At 60.1% G+C, this 18,579-nt stretch carries 17 protein-coding genes; 5 read left to right on the forward strand and 12 right to left on the reverse strand.

All coding sequences use genetic code 11. The features are described from left to right. Positions 1-217: 217 nt before the first annotated feature. Positions 218-1,144, forward strand: coding sequence for a transaldolase (gene tal / locus M5B43_RS18795; protein ID WP_248751507.1), 927 nt, complete (start codon positions 218-220; stop codon positions 1,142-1,144). A gap of 211 nt (positions 1,145-1,355) precedes the next feature. On the opposite strand, the gene M5B43_RS27295 is transcribed toward tal, so the two are convergent. From M5B43_RS27295 to M5B43_RS18810, 4 genes are all read right to left on the reverse strand, one after another. Then, a complete protein-coding gene (locus M5B43_RS27295; RefSeq protein ID WP_283099536.1) occupies positions 1,356-1,490 on the reverse strand; it encodes a hypothetical protein in 135 nt (44 codons plus the stop codon). 28 nt (positions 1,491-1,518) lie between these two features. Next, a complete protein-coding gene (locus M5B43_RS18800; RefSeq protein WP_248751508.1) occupies positions 1,519-2,709 on the reverse strand; it encodes a sugar transporter in 1,191 nt (396 codons plus the stop codon). Positions 2,710-2,821: 112 nt separating this feature from the next. Next, positions 2,822-3,184, reverse strand: coding sequence for a type 1 fimbrial protein (locus M5B43_RS18805; protein ID WP_248751509.1), 363 nt, complete (start codon positions 3,182-3,184; stop codon positions 2,822-2,824). Positions 3,185-3,270: 86 nt separating this feature from the next. Next, on the reverse strand, positions 3,271-4,269 hold the full coding sequence (locus M5B43_RS18810; RefSeq protein WP_248751510.1) for a bile acid:sodium symporter family protein: 999 nt from the start codon (positions 4,267-4,269) through the stop codon (positions 3,271-3,273). Positions 4,270-4,354: 85 nt separating this feature from the next. Between M5B43_RS18810 and M5B43_RS18815 the strand changes: the two genes are divergently transcribed. From M5B43_RS18815 to M5B43_RS18825, 3 genes are all read left to right on the forward strand, one after another. Next, positions 4,355-5,143 carry a helix-turn-helix transcriptional regulator gene (locus M5B43_RS18815; RefSeq protein ID WP_248751511.1) on the forward strand — a complete coding sequence of 263 codons (789 nt, stop codon included), beginning with the start codon at positions 4,355-4,357 and terminating at the stop codon, positions 5,141-5,143. A gap of 258 nt (positions 5,144-5,401) precedes the next feature. Next, positions 5,402-5,830 carry a hypothetical protein gene (locus tag M5B43_RS18820; protein ID WP_248751512.1) on the forward strand — a complete coding sequence of 143 codons (429 nt, stop codon included), beginning with the start codon at positions 5,402-5,404 and terminating at the stop codon, positions 5,828-5,830. Between the two features lie 61 nt (positions 5,831-5,891). Next, positions 5,892-9,137 (forward strand): AAA domain-containing protein, encoded by a 3,246-nt coding sequence (locus tag M5B43_RS18825; protein ID WP_248751513.1) that lies wholly within the window; start codon positions 5,892-5,894, stop codon positions 9,135-9,137. Positions 9,138-9,141: 4 nt separating this feature from the next. Here M5B43_RS18825 and M5B43_RS18830 read toward each other — a convergent pair whose 3' ends face one another. From M5B43_RS18830 to M5B43_RS18845, 4 genes are all read right to left on the reverse strand, one after another. Continuing rightward, positions 9,142-11,259: a TonB-dependent receptor gene (locus M5B43_RS18830; protein WP_248751514.1), complete on the reverse strand. Its 2,118-nt coding sequence runs from the start codon at positions 11,257-11,259 to the stop codon at positions 9,142-9,144. Positions 11,260-11,392: 133 nt separating this feature from the next. Next, the gene (locus M5B43_RS18835; RefSeq protein ID WP_248751515.1) at positions 11,393-11,662 is read right to left on the reverse strand and encodes a hypothetical protein; all 270 of its coding nucleotides are present in this window, start codon (positions 11,660-11,662) and stop codon (positions 11,393-11,395) included. Between the two features lie 181 nt (positions 11,663-11,843). Further along, positions 11,844-12,593, reverse strand: coding sequence for a hypothetical protein (locus tag M5B43_RS18840; protein WP_248751516.1), 750 nt, complete (start codon positions 12,591-12,593; stop codon positions 11,844-11,846). Positions 12,594-12,792: 199 nt separating this feature from the next. Beyond that, positions 12,793-14,046 carry a ferredoxin reductase family protein gene (locus M5B43_RS18845; RefSeq protein WP_248751517.1) on the reverse strand — a complete coding sequence of 418 codons (1,254 nt, stop codon included), beginning with the start codon at positions 14,044-14,046 and terminating at the stop codon, positions 12,793-12,795. Between the two features lie 258 nt (positions 14,047-14,304). Here M5B43_RS18845 and M5B43_RS18850 point away from each other — a divergent pair, with 258 nt between their 5' ends. Continuing rightward, positions 14,305-14,865 (forward strand): fasciclin domain-containing protein, encoded by a 561-nt coding sequence (locus M5B43_RS18850; protein WP_248751518.1) that lies wholly within the window; start codon positions 14,305-14,307, stop codon positions 14,863-14,865. A 521-nt stretch (positions 14,866-15,386) separates the two neighbouring features. On the opposite strand, the gene M5B43_RS18855 is transcribed toward M5B43_RS18850, so the two are convergent. The 4 genes from M5B43_RS18855 to M5B43_RS18870 all read right to left on the reverse strand — a co-directional run bounded on the left by M5B43_RS18855 (position 15,387) and on the right by M5B43_RS18870 (position 18,267). Beyond that, positions 15,387-15,704 carry a hypothetical protein gene (locus tag M5B43_RS18855; RefSeq protein WP_248751554.1) on the reverse strand — a complete coding sequence of 106 codons (318 nt, stop codon included), beginning with the start codon at positions 15,702-15,704 and terminating at the stop codon, positions 15,387-15,389. Positions 15,705-15,709: 5 nt separating this feature from the next. Next, positions 15,710-15,871, reverse strand: a complete 162-nt coding sequence (locus tag M5B43_RS18860; protein ID WP_248751519.1) for a hypothetical protein — start codon at positions 15,869-15,871, stop codon at positions 15,710-15,712. A 1,113-nt stretch (positions 15,872-16,984) separates the two neighbouring features. Continuing rightward, complete coding sequence (locus M5B43_RS18865) at positions 16,985-17,173, reverse strand: DUF1737 domain-containing protein (RefSeq protein ID WP_248751520.1); 189 nt, start codon at positions 17,171-17,173, stop codon at positions 16,985-16,987. Between the two features lie 752 nt (positions 17,174-17,925). Further along, a complete protein-coding gene (locus M5B43_RS18870; RefSeq protein WP_248751521.1) occupies positions 17,926-18,267 on the reverse strand; it encodes a hypothetical protein in 342 nt (113 codons plus the stop codon). Between the last annotated feature and the right edge of the window lie 312 nt (positions 18,268-18,579).

Genomic DNA, 18,579 nt, shown 5'->3' on the forward strand with positions numbered 1-18,579 from the left:
AAAAAAACGGGCGCAGCCGTGGGCCTGGAGAGGCTCGCGACAGGATTGGAAAACTAAGGGATTTGCGCGGTGGGCGGTGACATGGGAAGCGGGGACACGCCCGGGCTTTTGGGGGGGCATTTGCGTCACTGCGCGAATGCACAGGGAAGGTAAACAAGGCACCCGAGAAGTGGTACAACAGGAACCCTCGCCCCCCCTTTCCCGGAGACCGCCGCCCATGACGTCCAAGCTCGAACAACTCAAGCAATTCACCACCGTGGTTTGCGACACCGGCGACCTGGAAGCCATCAGCCGCCTGCGCCCGGTGGACGCCACCACCAACCCGTCGCTGCTGCTCAAGGCTGCCGCCATCCCGCAATACGCCGAGCTGCTGCGCAATGCTGTGAACCTGTCCAAAGGCAACGTCGCGCTGGCCTGCGACCACTTCGCCGTGTCGGTGGGTGCGGGCATTCTCAAGGTCATCCCGGGGCGCATTTCCACCGAGGTCGACGCGCGCCTGTCCTTCGACGAAGACGCGCTATGGGCCAAGGCCAACCAGTTGATTGCGCTGTACGACCAGGCCGGCATCGGGCGTGACCGCGTACTGATCAAGCTGGCCTCCACCTGGGAAGGCATCCGCACCGCCGCGCGCCTGGAAAAAGCCGGTATCCAGACCAACCTGACCCTGTTGTTCTCCTTCGCCCAGGCCGTGGCCTGCGCCGAGGCCGGGGTGTTTTTGATCTCGCCGTTCGTGGGCCGTATCTATGACTGGTACCGCAAGAACACCGGCCTGGACTACACCGGTGCCGAAGACCCGGGCGTGCAGTCAGTGACGCGTATCTACAACTACTACAAGGCCAACACGATCGACACCGTGGTAATGGGCGCCAGCTTCCGCACCCTCAGCCAGATCGAACAGTTGGCCGGGTGTGACCGCCTGACCATCAGCCCGGACCTGCTGCAAAAACTCGCTGACGATAACGGCCCGCTGCCGCGCGCGTTGGTGCCCGGTGCCGCAGGGGAAACGCGTCAGACGCTGACCGAAGCGCAATTTCGTTGGGCGTCGAATGAGGATGCGATGGCCACCGAGAAACTGGCCGAAGGCATCCGGCAGTTTGCGCGGGATCAGGAGAAGTTGGAGGCGATGCTGACGGCCCTGCGATAAGCATAGGCGTCTACATAACTTTTGAAGGCAGTCATATTCCCCTGTGGCGAGCGGGCTCGCCCCGCGTTGGGCTGCGCAGCAGCCCCAAACCTGGCGCTGAGTTCTTTCAGGAAGCATTTCAGTGCCTTTACTGGGGCCGCTCTGCAACCCAGCGCGAGCAAGCTGTTTCGGATCCCCGAATCAGTCCAGGTACTTTTTGCAAAACTCAGATTCAACGATCTTTTCCCAAAACGCCCGCCACAAAGCAGCGCTCGATCTGAAACACGTGCTCTTCATGGTTCTCGCACCCTGTCAGTGAAAGGGCAGCGGTCACGATGAGCAAAGCGAGCTTCATGTCCTTGATCATATTCAATCCTCCTGAAGTGCCGCATCCATCAGCTTGGTGTGCGGGCCACCCCCGTCCCAAACCGCCGAATCGCCAGGCAATAGCCGATCAACGCCAGCGCCGCCAGCAACCCGCCCGCCGCGCCGATCCAGGCGAAGCCGAAGTGGCTGCCGACCCAGCTGCCCATCAGCGCCCCGCCACCGATACCGATGTTGTAGATGCCGGAGAACATTGCCATGGCCACGTCGGTGGCGTCCGGCGCCAGCACCAGCACCTTGGACTGCATGGCCAGGCCGAAGCCCATGATCGCCAGGCCCCAGAACACGCTCAGGCCAATGAGGTAGGACTCGGCGCCGCTTAACGGCAACAGGAGTGCCAGGCACGCCGCGAGCAGGAAGACGGCACTGACCACGAAGAGGTGCGGGTTGAAGCGATGCACCAGGCTGAACAGCAACGAGCCGATGATGCCTGCGCCGCCGAACACCAGCAGGAACAGGGTCACCACATTACCGCTGAGGCCGGCAACACCTTCGACGAAGGGTTCGATATAGCTGTAGGCGGTGAATTGCGCGGTGACGGTCATGGCGGTAAGGACGTAGAGCGCCACCAGCGCCGGACGCTTGAACAGCAGCGGCAGGCTGCGCAGGGAACCGGAGTTCTGGCTCGGCAACCGCGGCAAGGTACGCGCCAGCCAAAACACCAGCGCGGCGGCGAATGCGGCAATCACCAGGAACGTGGTGCGCCAGCCCATGGCTTCGCCGAGCAAACGGCCGAGGGGAATGCCCAGCACCATCGCCAGGGAGGTCCCGGTGGCGAGCAGGCCGAGGGCTTGCACCTGTTTGCCCTCCGGTGCCAGGCGCACGGCCAGGGACGCGGTGATCGACCAGAACAACGCATGGGCCAAGGCGATGCCGATTCGGCTGACCATCAACAGGCCAAAACTGGTGGCCACGCTGGAGAGGATATGGCTGGCGATAAACAGGCCGAACAACACGATCAGCAATTTGCGGCGCTCGACGTTACGCGTGAGCAACATCACCGGCAGCGAGGTCAAGGACACGATCCAGGCATAGATGGTGAGCATCAGGCCGACGCTGGACACGGGCATGTCAAAGCTGGCGCCGATGGCACTGAGCAGCCCGACAGGGACGAATTCGGTGGTGTTGAACACAAACGCGGCCAGCGCGAGGGCGATGACCGGTTGCCAGTTGGCGTGGGGCGTTGCGGCTGAAAGGCTCATTGACGGACGCGGTACTCTGACGATGATCGAACGGCCACCCAGGACAAGCGCCGCCGCCGAGCATTCTATAGGTTTCTCGGGCCGCTGTTGACGCAGATCGTCGCCCCTGGGCTTATGGGGACGTCAGGGTGATCACGTAGTTGCCTGACCGGATGGGCTTGCCCGCACCGTCCACCAACAGGTAGCGCTGGTCGTAATAACGCCCTTCGCCGCTGTCCGTCACCAGCCGTAGATGGGGCGCGTTGACGCTGGCCACCGGGGCCAGGCTGCGCACATCGAGGCGGCTGCCACGGCTGGCATTGGAGCAACCGTTCAATTCCATCACCGCGCCACTGCGCGCATTTGCCGCACACACCGGCTCGACGATACTGCCCTTGAACTCAATGACGCCCTGCCCCACGGTCTGGGCTGCACCACCGGTACTTGCGCCGAGGCAAAGAAGACCCGCCACTACCGAAATACCGCAAATGTTCATGCCGACACTCCTTCCTGGATGATTAAGAAGGTAGTCGTCGGCGTGGGGGTTAACTTGAAGTCATTGCGCTGTGAATGAGACCTGGGTCACGGATCCACCTGCCCCATCAGCTCAGGAATGCTCTCCGGCCGCTTGGCATAGCGCTGGGCCAGGGCCGCACACACCATCAACTGGATCTGGTGGAACAGCATCAACGGCAGAATCAACACGCCCATGGTGGCCCCGGCAAACAGCACCTGGGCCATCGGCACGCCGGTGGCCAGGCTTTTCTTCGAACCGCAGAACAGGATGGTGATGCGGTCTTCCTGGTTAAAGCCCAATGCCTTGCCCAACACGGTGGACGCCACCAGCACCAGTGCGAGCAGTACGCAGCAAGCAACCACCAGCCCGCCCAGTTCCCACAGCGGGATCTGGTGCCAGATGCCTTCGTTGACCGCTTCGCTGAACGCGCCATACACCACCAGCAGGATCGAGCCTTGGTCGACGAATTTCAGCCAGGACTTGTTGCGCCCGACCCAGTCACCGATCCAGCGCCGCGCAATTTGGCCGGCGACGAAAGGCAGCAACAACTGCACGCTGATCTTGAGGATCGCATCGACCGTGGAGCCGCCGTCACCGTGCACGTTGAGCAGCAGGGTCACCAGCAGTGGTGTCAGGAAGATGCCGAACAGGCTTGAGGCCGCTGCGCTGCAGATCGCCGCCGGGATGTTGCCGCGCGCCAGCGAGGTGAACGCAATCGCCGATTGCACCGTGGCCGGCAAGGCGCAGAGGTAGAGCATGCCCATGTACAGGTCTTTACCGATCAGCGGCGACAACACAGGCTTGAGCGCCAGACCCAGCAACGGGAACAGTACGAAGGTCAGGCTGAACACCAGCAGGTGCAGGCGCCAGTGGCCGGCACCGGCGACGATGGCCTGGCGTGACAGCTTGGCGCCGTGCAGGAAAAACAGCAGTGCGATGGCCAGGTTAGTCACCCAGCCGAAGGCCACGGCGGTCTGGCCGCTGGCGGGCAGCAGCGAGGCGAGGATCACCGTGGCGATCAGGGTCAGGGTGAAGTTATCGGGTAGAAAGCGCGGGCGGGTCATAAGCAAATCTTCCAGGGGTTGCCAAGAGCATCGTCGCAACTCTAACGTAACGGTTTATTACCGACTAACGCCAATGAGCCAGTAAATGCCGCCTAAAGGACACGACAAGACCGTCCGACGCAGTGTGCCCGGGCTGTCCAGCCTGCCACGGCCGGTGTATGGGCGCACCGAATCCTTGCCCAACCGGGCGTTGACGCGCCGGCACAGTCACCCGTGGGTGCAGTTGTCCTACGCGATTTGCGGGGTATTGGAGATCCAGACCAGTGTCGGCCGCTTCGTCGCGCCCCCCCAGCGCGCGGTGTGGATCCCGGCGGGCGTGCCCCACCGGGTGTTCAGTTCGCCCCATACGGAAATGCGCAGCCTGTACCTCGATTGCAGCGTCACCGCCTGGGCGGCCGAGCGTTGCCAGGTGCTGGAGGTCAGCAGCCTGTTGCGCGAGTTGATCCGCAGTTTCAGTGAGTTACCGGTGGAATATGCCGAGGACGGGCCGGATGGGCGCCTGGCCCAAGTGGTGCTCGACCAACTCGCTGCCGCGCCCCAGGTGGACCTGATGCTGCCCTTACCCCACGACGTGCGGCTGCGGCAGATCTACCGCAGCCTGAACCTGCATCCGGAACAACAGACCACCCTGGGGGATTGGAGCCAGAAACTGGGGGTCAGCGAAAAGACCCTGAGCCGGTTGTTCCTGAGTGACACCGGGCTGACCTTTCGGGCCTGGCGCCAGCGCCTGCGCTTGCTGAGTGCCCTGCCCGCCCTGGAGCAAGGCGAGCGGGTGACGGATGTGGCGCTGGGGTGTGGCTATGAATCGACGTCGGCGTTTATCAACGCGTTTCGCCAGCAGTTCGAGAGCACACCCGGCGAATTCTTCCGCTAATTCTCGGGCAATGCGGTTCAAATGTGGGAGGGGCTTGTGCCAATGCCAGTCAGTTAAGAAGGAGCGCTGTCACTGTGGCGAGCGGTAGCTCGTTCTAGCGCTTAACTGACTGGCATTGGGGGATGCTGCGTAGCGGCGATGTTTAAGACGGGAAAAGAATACTGGGATCTATTGTTATGCAAATAATCCCCAAACAAGCGCACGGCTGCTATTGTGCCGCGCTTTGAAATACCGCCACTGACTGCGAGGAAATGGACGTTGAACACTGACGATAAAATGACCGGGGACCTGTTCGAGGTCGATAAGCGCCTGTCACTCAAACCCGTGGTGGACTTCAACGCCTACCTGCGCAGCGCGTTCGTCGATGGCCCGTGCACGTGCGTGCGTTGCGCCGCCGGCAACGGCGATGAAACCGGCTACGCGTTCCAGCACACCTTTAACTTCGAGGCCAAACCCGTCCAACGGCGCTTCGCCTCAACGGCGGGCAGCGATGTGTTGATGGCATTGAAGAAAGCGTGGTTGTCCTACACCAAGGCCGAGTTGCCGCTCAGTGGCGTGCTGGCACTGGAGACGGTCAAAGCGTTCGTCGAGCCGCAGCTGCACAAGCGCCTGGCCCCACTGTTTCTGGCCAGTGGGCTGGTCAAGGATGTCGAGGGCAGCCTTTGCCTGCTGCCACAGGCGGCTTAGAGGCCTGGCCATCTGCGTCGGACAGGGATGATCCGGCGTCAAACACAAAGGACTGAGATTGATGAATCAAGAAACCATCACCCGCTACTGGCACGCCGTCGAGTTGCTGCAACCCCAGTCGGCACCGAAAATCGAAAAGCGCGACAGCCTGTCTTCATCATTCCTGCATGACTGCAACGCGACACGGCCGGTGATGCCGTGGTCTGAAGACAGCCCCGTGAGCCGCCAGCAAAGGCCCAAGGGCCGGGTCTGGAGCCACACCCTGTTTGCTCACCTCTATGACAGCCGCACGGTGGCGGAGGCGCTCAAGCAACTCTACGGCGCCGACCAGGGGTACAAGGAGCCGGCAAAAGGCCGAGAGTCCGCACTCTTCGCGCTGAAGTTCACCGCCCAGGGGCTGATGGTACAGGACAGCCTGGTGCTTTCCAGCGAAGCCTGGTTTCTGGGCCGCGCCCTGGCGGGGACGGATTGGACACGCGGCTTCGACGACGATCAGAAATACCTGCGCGACGACATCAAGGCCCTGATGGGCGGCCAGGTCGATGCCGCGACCCTGGTCACGCTGACGGACAAGATTCGCGGTTTCCTTGGCCTGGATGATTTTTTCCGCGAGCCGAGGCTGTTCAGCCACCGCTGGCGCTCCACGCCGATCAAGGAAAAGAACCCCGAACCGGAAGACGACCCGCTTAACAGCTTCCTGCTCGCAGACCTGGCCGATGTGTCCGACAGCCTGCAAAAAGGCATCGCGAGCCAACCGCTGGCGCAGTATCTGGCACGACACGCCCCGGACAAGCGCCTGCATGTCGATGATGATGACGCCTCCCTGGCCCTCATCGAACGATTGGCGCCCAAGCATTACCCCGCAGGCTGCTGGCCGGCCGAACACCACTTGGGGCTCGTGCATTCACAGCAGCTGGCGGTGAACACCCTGATGCACACCTTGAGCGACGGCGAAGGCGTGCTCGGTATCAATGGACCGCCAGGCACCGGCAAGACGACCCTGCTGCGCGATTTGCTGGCGGCCGTCGTCAGCCAGCGCGCCGATGCGCTGGCCAGCCTGCCTCGTGCGTCTCAGGCATTTGTCGATGGCCCTCCGGAACGCGTGGGCGACGGCAACGACTTTCAGAACATTCACACACTCAACCCGTGCTTGTTCGGATTTGAAATGGTGATCGCCTCGTCCAATAACGGTGCCGTTGAAAACGTCACCCTGGAACTGCCGCAACTCGACAAGATCGACCCCAGCTGGTTGCCGGATGCTGACTACTTTGGCGAACTGGGCCAGTTGGTCAGCGGCAATCCCGCCTGGGGCCTGATCTCGGCCGCCCTGGGCAGCAAAGCCCGGCGCAGAACCTTTATCAGCCGCTACTTCTACGGCGAGCCGCCACGCAAACTCAAGGCCGGCAGCCCGGAGGAGGATGAAAACGACTGGATGTCGGCACTCGATGCCGACGCCCTCGATGATGATCAGGAAGCGGAGGACGACGTGTCGGACGAGGCCGATGAGCCAGGTCCGCGTGGCTTCCTGGGGTGGCTCGGGATCCAGGCCGAGATCCACCGCACGACCGCACAACGCCAGAGCACATGGCAACAGGCGGTGGCGACTTACCAGGCAGCCAAGGCTCACGCCGAGCAATTGAGTGCTGACGCGCAACACCTCAATGATCACCTTCAGGTCTTGCATGCGTTGCGCCGGCAGATCACCGAACAGGTCGAGGCGCTCAAACAGTTGACCCACAGGATCAGAGAGGCGGATGTTCGAGTCGCGCAACTTGACGACCATGAATTCAAACCCGCACAAGAGGCACTGCAACAGTGCCTGAATGAGCGGCAAGAGCACCTCGCGGTCAAGCCCGGCTTCTTCGCCAACCTATTGAGCCTGTGGGGCACACAGCGCCGCTGGAGTGCGGTACACCAGCTTGTCAACGACAGGCACCGCCTGGCCGAAGATGGCTTTGAACGCGTCAGGCGCACGGCGTTGCGCCTGGCCGCTGAGCGCAAAGTGCTCAGCGACCTGAGCGATGAGCAGCAGCTTTCACTGAGCAGCCTGCGTGAGCGTCAAGGCCAGCAGACCGCGCAGATCACCGCCCTGGCTCAAGCGTGCAAGGCCGATCACCTGCTTGCCTGGCTGCGCCACGGCATCATCGGTCGCGGTGACGCCATCGAGCTGATTGAACCGTGGGCAATCAAAGGCTGGCGGCAGGCTCGCGCCCGCGTGTTCATCCAGGCGCTCAAGCTGCATCAATGCTTCTTCGAGCTGGAAGCCAAGCGCATTCGCGCCAACCTGTATTTCATCAACAGTGTGCTGCAGGGCGGTCGCTTTCAGGGCGTCTCGCGCGACGCCATCCGCTCGAGCTGGGCCTCATTGTTCATGCTCGTGCCGGTTTTGAGCAGCACCTTCGCGTCCTTTGCACGCTCATTCGGTTCGCTGGGTGTCGGCGAAATCGGCTGGCTGCTGGTGGATGAAGCGGGCCAGGCCACGCCGCAGGCGGCTGTGGGAGCATTGTGGCGGGCCAGACGTGCCGTGCTGGTGGGCGACCCGTTGCAACTCAAGCCCATCGTTACCGTGTCGGAAGCGGTCCTGGAGCACATGCGTACCCGCTACCAGGTGGACGAATACTGGGTACCGACTCGTCAGTCCGCGCAAACCCTGGCCGACGAAGCCACCCACTGTGGCCGCATGATGGGCCCTGCGCACGACAAGCGCTGGGTCGGCTTGCCTTTGGTGGTGCACCGCCGCTGCGACCGCCCAATGTACGCGCTGGCGAACCGAATCGCCTACGACGGCGTCATGGTCTTCGGCACCCTCACCCCGCCCCCCGCCAAAGAGACTTCGGCAAGCCTGGCATCGGGCTGGATCCAGGCCAGCGGCCCTTCGTCCGGCAACTGGGTGGCGGCCGAAGGCGAGGCGCTCAAGCACCTGCTGGCAATCCTGCGTGACGACGGCGTAAGCATTGCCGACATCGCGGTGATTACGCCCTTCCAGGCGGTACGTGATCGCCTCAAGGACCTGCTGCCGCGCAAGATGGTCTACGGCACCATCCACACCATGCAAGGCAAGGAAGCGCCGGTGGTGATCATGGTGCTGGGTGGCAGTACCGAAAACCCGGGGGCGCGAGATTGGGTCGTCAGTGAACCCAACTTGCTGAACGTCGCCGCCACGCGGGCCAAGCGCCGGTTTTATGTCATCGGCGACCGTAACGACTGGCAAAAACGCTCATTGTTTTGTGACGTGATGAGCCTGCTTCCACAGCAGCGGCTGGCGCCGGGGGTCTCGACCGTCAGCGAGGAGCATCAGCTGGATTAGCCGCTCAACGCCAGCTCCACGACACACCGGTGTAAATGCCTCGGCCGTCTGCTGGAGTGGAGCGAGCAACGTCCATGCCCTTGTCGTCGTAGCCGGGCGTGACGGTGTTGGCGTAGCGGCGGTTGGTGAGATTACGCAGGTCGACCCAGGCTTGCCAGTCCTGTTGGGGCGCGTCGTAGCCGAAGGTGGCGCCCAGGGTGGTATAGGCTGCGGCGTAATAGGAGTTGGCGTAGTCCACCGCCACTCGCGAAGCATGCTCGGTGTTGAGGCTGGTGTAGAACCCCGTCGGGTGGCTGTAGCGCAGTTGCGCCTGATAGTAATGCTTGGGAATGCCGGGCAAGGTGTTATCACCGAAACGGTCGTCGTCACGGTAGTGGAAATCGCTGAAGGTGTAGGCTTGGCGCAGTGCAAGCTGCCCCCTGCGGCCGCCATCCCACAGTGGGCTGAGCAGGCTCATCTCCACGCCCTGATGCACCGTGGGGCTGGCGTTGGCTTCGGCGATGATGGCATTGCTGGTCGAGGTCTGGGCCTGGGTTTCCACGCTCAACAGCTCATGGCGCACTTCGGCGCGGTACAGTGCCAGGTCCCACTGGCCGAGCCATGCCTCTCCTCGTCCACCGACCTCCAGGGTGGTGGCGGTCTGGTTACGCAACTTCACCCCTTCGCGCTGCAACCCGGTGGCCGGGCCGCTGCCCGGGCCGAAGTATTTGTTGGAGCCCCAGATCATCGACCAGGCATGCGGCGGCTCTACCGAGCGGCTCAGGTTGCCATACACCTGCAATTGCGGGGTGAAGTCATAACGCAGGCCAATGCGCGGCGCATAGTCCCAATCATGCTGACTGAGCGGCACCTGGCCCTCGGGGTAAGTGACCTGGGTCTCTCGCCGGGTGTAGATCGCAGCCAGGCCGGTGGTCAGCCATAAGTCCTGAACCAGCTCCAGGTCGTTGCCCACGTGCAGCACGGTGTCGGCCCCCAGGTAACTGTAGTCGCGGGTCTTGGTGCCGGGCGCATAGGGAGCGGTATTGCCGGCAGGGATTCGCACGTATTCCGACGCGCCATTGTTCGGCATCGCCTGGGTGGTGCGCAGGCCAACGGTGGTTTTGCTGTCGTGCCCGAACAGGCTGTCCTGGCGGATGTAGTTCAGGGTGCTGCTGATATCGGTGTAGGCGACTTTCAGGCGGTTGGTGCCTTCGCGCAAGTCCATGGGGTAGTCGTGATAGGCCAGCCCGACTTCGACCCGGGAATAGTCATCCAGCTGCAACGTGGTCTTGTTGGCGATCCAGGTGGAGCCTGGCTGCAGGCGCTTGGAATCGCGAGCGGCGTTAAGGCTGTTGGCGGCACGTGGGTCATGGCTGATCTGGTAACGCGTGAGTTTGCCAGGCGTGTCGTTGGTGGTTTCGCGGTAACGGAAATAGAAGCGTGTTTCCAGGTCTGGGTTGAAGCGATAGCCGAAGTTCGCTGCGACACCCTTGCCCGTGCCGGCGCTTTGATGCTGCTCACCGTCGGAGGCCGAATCGGTGAGGCTGATGTAATAGTCGGCATCCCCCAGCACCTGGCCCGAACTGATCTCGCGCTGGGCATAGCCTCGGCTACCGGCTTCATAACGCACTTGCAACTTCGGTGCGTCGTAGCCCGTGTGGGTGACGTAGTTGACCGCACCCCCCAACGCCAATGCGCCCTGATCAAACCCATTGGCGCCACGCAGCACTTCTACCCGGCTTTGCCACAACGGGTCCTTGAGTTCATAGGGTGTGCCACCTGGACCGGTGAGCGGCAAGCCGTCGAGCATTTCATACAGCCCGGAGGCATGGGCACCTGGGCTGCGGTTCAGGCCCGAGCCACGAATGGACAGTTTCACCCCTTCGTTATTCGCGGCCTTGGCATACACCCCGGCCTGATACTTGAAGACATCCTCGTTGGTGCTCACCCGTCCCTGTTGCACACCGCTCATATCGATGTAATTGGTGCCGCCGGGCACGCTCTTGAGTTGCTCCTGGGCGATTTCGCCGGCGCTGGCCTGCGTTGCGGTCACCTCGACCGGCGCCAATTGCAGGTCTTCAGCCTGGACCAGCGAACTGAGGGTCAGGGCGGCAAAAAGAAACGGAGGTGGGCGCAGCAGCATGGGGCAGGTCCTTGGGATTCGGGAGCGTGGAAGGCTGGCCCCACCACGCGAACAGTGATGGGAAGCCAGGCATGCCCGCCAGGTCACGCCGGATTGACCGTTCCCACAACAACCTCGGACCTGGTTTATGAGCTCAGCCGTCGGGCGCCTCCAGCGTCTGCATCAGATCATCCGCCTCCGACCCCACCGGGAACCTGAAGCCATACATTTCGTCTGTGGCCAGAATAGCGTGCAGCGCCTCGCGCAACCGGGCTTCGTTGGGGGCATCACGCAGCAGTTTGTGCGCCGTCAACAACACCTCGGCACAGACGCCCTGAGCACTGGCGGCGTCAATCACTGCAAACAGGATAAACCGCAGCCGAACTTCGCGATCCGTGGGCCAAACCGTTTTTCGCTTACCCAAAATAGGGCCTCGTGTTTAGGAAAAATCCGAGGCTATTGCCGACAGGTAAGTGTTTCAAGCGGCAGTGCCCAAGATAGGCCACTTCCTACACGGGAAAGGGAAACACCGTACTGGCTGAGCATTTCACGCAGAGCATGAGCGCGGTCAAGCTGCCCGCCGGTCAATCCGCGCCCCCCACGCTTCACTGCACTGGCAGGAAATTCATCAGCAACAGGCTTTGTGCGTAATTGAGGCCAATGCGTCGGTAACGTTCATCGAGCATCTGGGCCAGCAGGTCGAGCCGCGCGACGATCTTGCCGAACTCGACGGCGAAACTGAGGTTGCTGCCCTCCTCCGATATCTCATTGGAAAACAGCAGCAATACCCCATTGGCATCCTGGCGCTGGCTGAGCAGCCAGGTGGCCTTCTCGATATTGCGCGCAGCATTGCTGACAAACTGTGGGTTGATCGAGTCGGTCATATAGAACTGGGTCCGCCCGCCGTGGGCAGTCACCAACATGCTGCCAATCGCGTAGATGAATGCGCCGACTCGGTCACCCCGAAACTCAGGACTCAAGGAATAACTCAGGGCAGCCAAATCACGTCGATCACCCAGCGCAGGCAACGGTTGGCGATTTTCGATGGCTTGCCGGATTTCCCGGGCAGCACTCACGGCATCCACATAGCCCGACTGACGCCACTGGTTGGGGTTACGCAGGTAGAGCTTGTTCATCAGCAGGTACAAGCTTTGCAGATTGTCGCGCATGCCCAGCGTCGCCATGCGGTCGACGCTGGTCTGGAAAAACTCATCGGGATTGCCGTTGCTCAATTGCCGGGCGATATCGCGCCCCTGCTGCTGGCTGCAGCCGGTGGCGCAGCATGCCAAAACGGCTATCAGCAGCAACGGCCAACGCGTCCATCGAGGGGTAAACAGTGTGAACGTACGATCCATCGGCACCAGGTCTGGTTCTTATGCCCACACAAGAAAAGAGTGTGGCCGGGACAGGCATAGATCCAGAGAATGAAAAAAAGTGCGATGCAGACACCGACACTTACCTTTCAATAGGTGGCGCCTGCACGTCCTTGCCGCCAAACAGCCAGCCCCCGGAGCGCATCACGGGGGGCGGTGACGCTGGCCCGCGTTGTCACTATCAACGGAACTCAAAGAGCTCGAAATGCAGGTTCGCTTTCGGAATCCGGTTGATCTCCATCAGCTCATGCACCTTCGTCAACAAGCCTTTTGGCCCGCAAAAACTGACGTGAATCTTGTGCGGCTGGGTGGTTACCGTCGCTTGGCGCAAGGTTTCGGCCAACTGTTCGGTGCCGCCGGTATTCCCCACGAATTGCGCCCCGCGCGTCTTGGCCATGGCTTGCAGCTCGTCGGCAGGCGGGAAGGCGCGCGAGGGGGTAAAGCAATAGACCAGCGTGGCTTTTTCGAAGTCCTCGCCCGCAGGATCTTGCAACCAGGAGATGAAGGGTGAAATGCCCACACCTGCACCGATCCATATTTCCCGCTCGGCTTGAGCCACGCGTTTAAACTTTCCATACGGGGCATATACCGTGGCACGCATTCCGGCTTTTGCAGACTCGCACAGTTTTTGCGTGTAATCGCCCAGCCCTCGGATCATGAATGCAATCTGCCCATTCACGCTGTTGGCGCTGGCGATAGTAAAGGGGTGTGGCTCTCGCAAACCTTTTTGCTGCATCGCCAGAAACGCGAACTGCCCGGCATTGAAGCTGAACCCTTGATCAATCGGCTCCAGTATCAGATGCACTGCGCCTTTTTCTCTATTCACCGCCGTCACCTGGTATTCGCCGGCACGGGCGATGAAGGGATACAGCACCCATTTATAGAGGGCGGCCACCACACCCAGCCCGCAGCACAGCGTCAACCAGATACCCGAGGGGCTGAACAGGGTGATCGGTGATTTGAAGCTCAGCCAATGCAGGATCACGATCAGGAACAACGGACCGCTGAGTTTGTGCCACCACCGCCACACGCGGTAAGGAATGTTGCGGTTCAGCGCCAACAGCACAATCAGGCCCAGCGCGACGTAGCTCAATTGGCGTACCAGGCGAGTCCAGTATTTGGGCAACTCCAGGATCGGTACGCTGTTCCAAACGTCGAGGTTCGCCTTGAATACAAAATGATAACTGGCCAGGACAAGCGCCCAGACACCTAGCCACTTGTGGGCCTCATACACACGGTCCAGGCCACCGAACAGATTTTCCACCACACGCCAGCGACTGGCCAGAAGACAGGAGGCGGCCATGTAAACAAGTGCACTCGTTCCGAATATCAAGCTCAGGCTCGCTGACGTCAGCCAGGTGCCCACAGGTATTTCAATCAACAACGTCAGGGCCGTTATCAGCAACAGGCCAAGAATGCAGTGCGAGGTCTTCACCGCAAAAGCTCCAATCATGAATGGGGGGGGGCCAAGACTCATATCGCCCCTCCCTGGCGTCTCAGCAGGATAGGACGTTAACAGCCGGCTGAAATTGGCGGATGACTCAGGTCAAGTCAGGGTCGGTTACTGCCATCCGCTCGGCTACGCCCTGGCCGCCAAAGAAAATAATGTCATGAACCGGTGCATCCACTTTCAGTGTTGGCTCGTAGATTCATTACCCTCACTCGGAGGGCCTAAGCGCCAAGGAGATACACCATGCACACTTTTTACAAAAAACTGGCTGCAGCCGCCTGCTTCGCGATGCTCTCCACTGCTGCAACGCTCAGCGTTGCCGCAGACACAGTGATGGTCGGAGGCGCCGCGATGTACCCCAGCAAAACCATCGTAGAAAACGCGGTCAACTCGAAGGACCACACCACACTCGTCGCAGCAGTCAAGGCTGCCGGGCTGGTGGATACGCTAAACAGCAAAGGCCCTTTCACCGTATTCGCCCCCACCAACGAAGCCTTTGCCAAGCTGCCGGCCGGTACCGTCGACACGCTGGTCAAGCCTGAGCACAAAGCCGATCTGACAAAAATCCTGACTTACCATGTGGTGCCTGGCACTCATACCGCTGCGCAATTGATGGCCGACGCGAAAAAGAACGGCGGCACCGTTGTACTGAAAACCGTGCAAGGCGAGTCACTGACCATCAAGCTGCACGATGGGAAACTGTGGTTGGTGGATGCCAAGGGCGGCAAGGCCGGGATCAGCATCGCAGACGTGATGCAGTCCAACGGCGTGATCCACGTTATCGACTCGGTCTTGATGCCTTAACGTTAGCCAATCCCGGCAGACGCACGGTCTGCCGGGTGCCGGCAGCGCCCTGCGCGCTAACGGGTCAATTCAGATAAACAGAAAATCAAGGCGGATTTTTTTCGAACAACTCCCTATCGGCAACTGAATGGCTGCATGCGGCGAACCGCACCTGACGAAGGTACGAGATTTCGAACACCACATCGCTGGAGCCCCCAGCACTGTCGCAGCGCAACGGTTATTGAACTGTAAATCCGACCTTCACGGTCAACGGCTATAGCGGCAGGACGACGTCATACCGGTGGGCAATAGGTGCCTGCTCAGCATCTGGATAGTGAATTTGGGGAGTCGAATACCCAGACGCCCAGCAGGCAAATCGAGACTACGCCGTAATGGCACAAGCAACATGGCACGCCATATTTGTTCAGAGTTGGGGAAATGACGACGGGAGGCAATGGAGCGGGCCTTGCAAGACGCCAAAGACCCGGGCGCTCACGATATTGAGCCGGCCCAGCGTTTTACGGCCGGGCCAGAGAAAGCGGTTACAACAATACTGTGGAAAGCATCCCCAGAGCCCCCAGGCAGAACCCGATCAATGCGCCCCGACCGGGTGCTTCATGAAACAGCGACCAGACCACCACAGGCTCAAGCAGCAACAAGGAAGTGACTGAAACCACGGTGACGACCCAGATGTCACCGACAGCAACGTACCCCAGCCAATAGGCGCCCAGCAGACAAAACCCTGCAAAACACATCAGTACAACGGGAACTATGAACCCTTCCCACGAGCCACTTCCTGTCTGGGCAAGCTTGGCGGCTACCACCTCACTGTAGATTGCACAAAACTCACCGATCACCATCAAACCTAGAGCAGAAACTCCGAGTAATTCTTTGGACATATCAAAAACTCCTTCGTATTCAGCGCACTATTGTTCAGCTCCCAGCGCGCAATGCCGCCGCCCAGGGAGTCGTTGCAGTGATACGAAGCAGCCTTGAACAGGCCCGAGTTACCGAAGTGCTTTTCCATGCTCATGTCCTTCAAAGGGTGTGAGTCTCAGCACCGGAATAAGGTGCTCGCCCCGATGATACGTTTAGTCATTGCGAACAACCAGCCCTACTCACCCAGGATCATCGCGACTCAACAACACTGCGGACATGGGGCGACGGCCCGATCGTCCGCCACTGCGCTACGGGTGTGATTAACGCTGAAGGATTTCTGAGTATTGAGAACCAGCCGGATACGGCTGGCTCGGCTGGATAATCAGGTAGCCGGCTTACACCGAATGCCCGCCGTCACGAATGTGTTGTTTTCTAACGCGTTTACCCGTCTTTCGTTCGTATTGGTGATGAATGAACCAGACGACCAAAAGTAGACCAGCCATACCGAAAATCAACAGTAGAAGTTCTATTGCGGGACCTTCGTGTGAAAACATTTTTCGTTCCTCATCCTGAAGTCGTGCGACCTTAAAAAAGCCACAACCGAAATTGTTCGTAATAATTCGAACATTTTCAGGGTAGTCGGCAAAGCCGTTGCTGACAACCCTCATTCGCCTCAGAACCCTTGATCTAGACACGTCAGTCGTCTAAAAAACGCCCCGACTTCTTCCTTAAAGAAGAGGCTTTAGTCCAAATATGGTGCGAAACGCCCACCTGCCCACCCATCCCGTGACGATCGAACTCGGCAGTTTGACTCACCGAGCACAAGCACTCACGACACCCGATATTTTGTCTGATGGCGACTGCCACGTACGGAAGAAGTGGTATCGCACTACGGCTCCTGCCCCTTTCGGATCGACGTCAGCCAGATGCCATGGGTTCTCGGGGTTGGGCGCTATCACCGTGTACCGGTCACCGGTAGTCTGCAAGATCCCTCCGAGGCTGCCGCCTACCAGGTTCGTGCCCTGCCACCCATCTCGGATGCACTCAGCGACAGCCCTGGGCGAACGAGGCGAGTCAATTTCAAGTAGCGGAGGATTCTTCCTGATATCGCCGACACTTGAACACCCGACCAACATCACAGCGGCCATTGCAGCCATCAAAATCCGCATGTTGTTCCCTCATCTGATTTGGCCGGACTGTAGCACTGCGGGAGGCGAGCAAAAAGCCCAGCACTTGGCTGGGCTTCCTGGATGACGACAGGCTAATTGCCAGGGTTCCAAACGACAGCCTGCGCCACTACGACGTACTCGCCATTGAACGTTACAGCTGGCGAACCATAGAGTTGGTAGCCCAATGCAAGGGCTTCAGAGACTCGATGACAGAAGGAGGCATCATCTTTGCCGGTCAGAACCCGATAGATGGGTAGTCCTTCAGGAGGGGGATTTTGCATTGGCGCACCTACACGGACGGTTAAAGAAAGCCACTTGGCTATGCAGCATCACTTTACTGGATCAAACGACGATGAAGCCTGCCTGATTTAGCCACTCGGCCCAGCGCCGAGCGCTTTGTACTGCCCTTCGTCGTGCCACCATTGAGCTGGCAATCCGCATGATTGCAAACTGACGGTGCTGAAGGATCGGCGCCCCAAGTGTTACAGAAAGCCCGCCACGTGCGGGCTTTCTGCTTTTACGACATTCTTTTCACCTGGCATTCACAGGGCCTGGCGCACAGTCGCCCTACTCCTTTGAAGAATCCCCATTAGGCCCGCCCGCACGCGGGCCTTTTTTTTGCCTGATGGCGACCCTGTAATGGGTATCGAGTAGGCGGTCGGGGGTGGTCTTCAGAGGACTTGACGACTGCCTGCACGCCCATTTGATCGATGTAGAGGCAAGCAAATACCTGCGAGCGTGTTCTCGGCTCCACCCGCAAGGTATTGAAGCGTTTCACGAACCCCGGCAACCACGCCCACGCAGTAGCCCATATCCACTTGATTGTCGTCTGCCGCCATCCGCTTTGTTTCCCAAAAGCGCAAAGCAACCTTGCATCCGTTTACAAACTTTGGCCCGGCACTGCTCTGCGCAAACACAACGCTGCTTGCCGACACCCCAATGGCCGCTACGCCGCCGCGATCAAAATCCGCATGTCGTTCCCTCTATGGTCTGGCGGGACTGGAGCCCGACCTAGGCTACTAGACCTGGCTGGTCAGCGCTGATCGATTTCAATCTTCTGTGTGGGGTCTGGACTGTATTTTTGGCGTTTCAACTGCGGGTCCCCCTTGGCCATACAAAAGAAAAAGATCTCCGCCTCGCCACACCCACCATGCAATGCGCACTCACTGGCCTGCATGTGATCGAGCAGTATCTCTCGGCCTTGAGACTCGCAGAACGTGTTCGCCTCTTTTAGCGCTTGCCCTTTCGCAGATGCAGGTCCACCGAACGGAACACGGGTTGAAATCGTGTACGTATCTGGCCCGACCTTTATAGGCCCGCTGTCCGCACAACCGGTGAGTACCGTCGCAGTAATAGCGACCAGCCAAATTTTCATCGTTGTCCTCCCCTCGTAAGTAGCGACTGTACGCTTGGCCTGGCCCATCGGTTTCCCCTGTCAACGCGTCACCCTGCACCTCACGGTGCAACATGCATGACTCGGGGCCTGGTTGATTCGCCATTTCTTACCAGTATCGAACATTCATCGACTATCCTCCGCCAGCTTTAACTGGCGCACTAAGCGTCCGCGGAATACACCTTGCTTAGTTAAACGGCCGCCCATTTATGGGGCAGTAACTCCGTAATAGCTTAGCCAAGGTGCCTTCGGCAGGCGCTTACGGCAAAACGGCCAATGCGTGCGTTTGGCTTC

Source organism: Pseudomonas sp. MWU15-20650 (genome assembly GCF_023242475.1).
Classification (GTDB): Bacteria; Pseudomonadota; Gammaproteobacteria; order Pseudomonadales; family Pseudomonadaceae; genus Aquipseudomonas.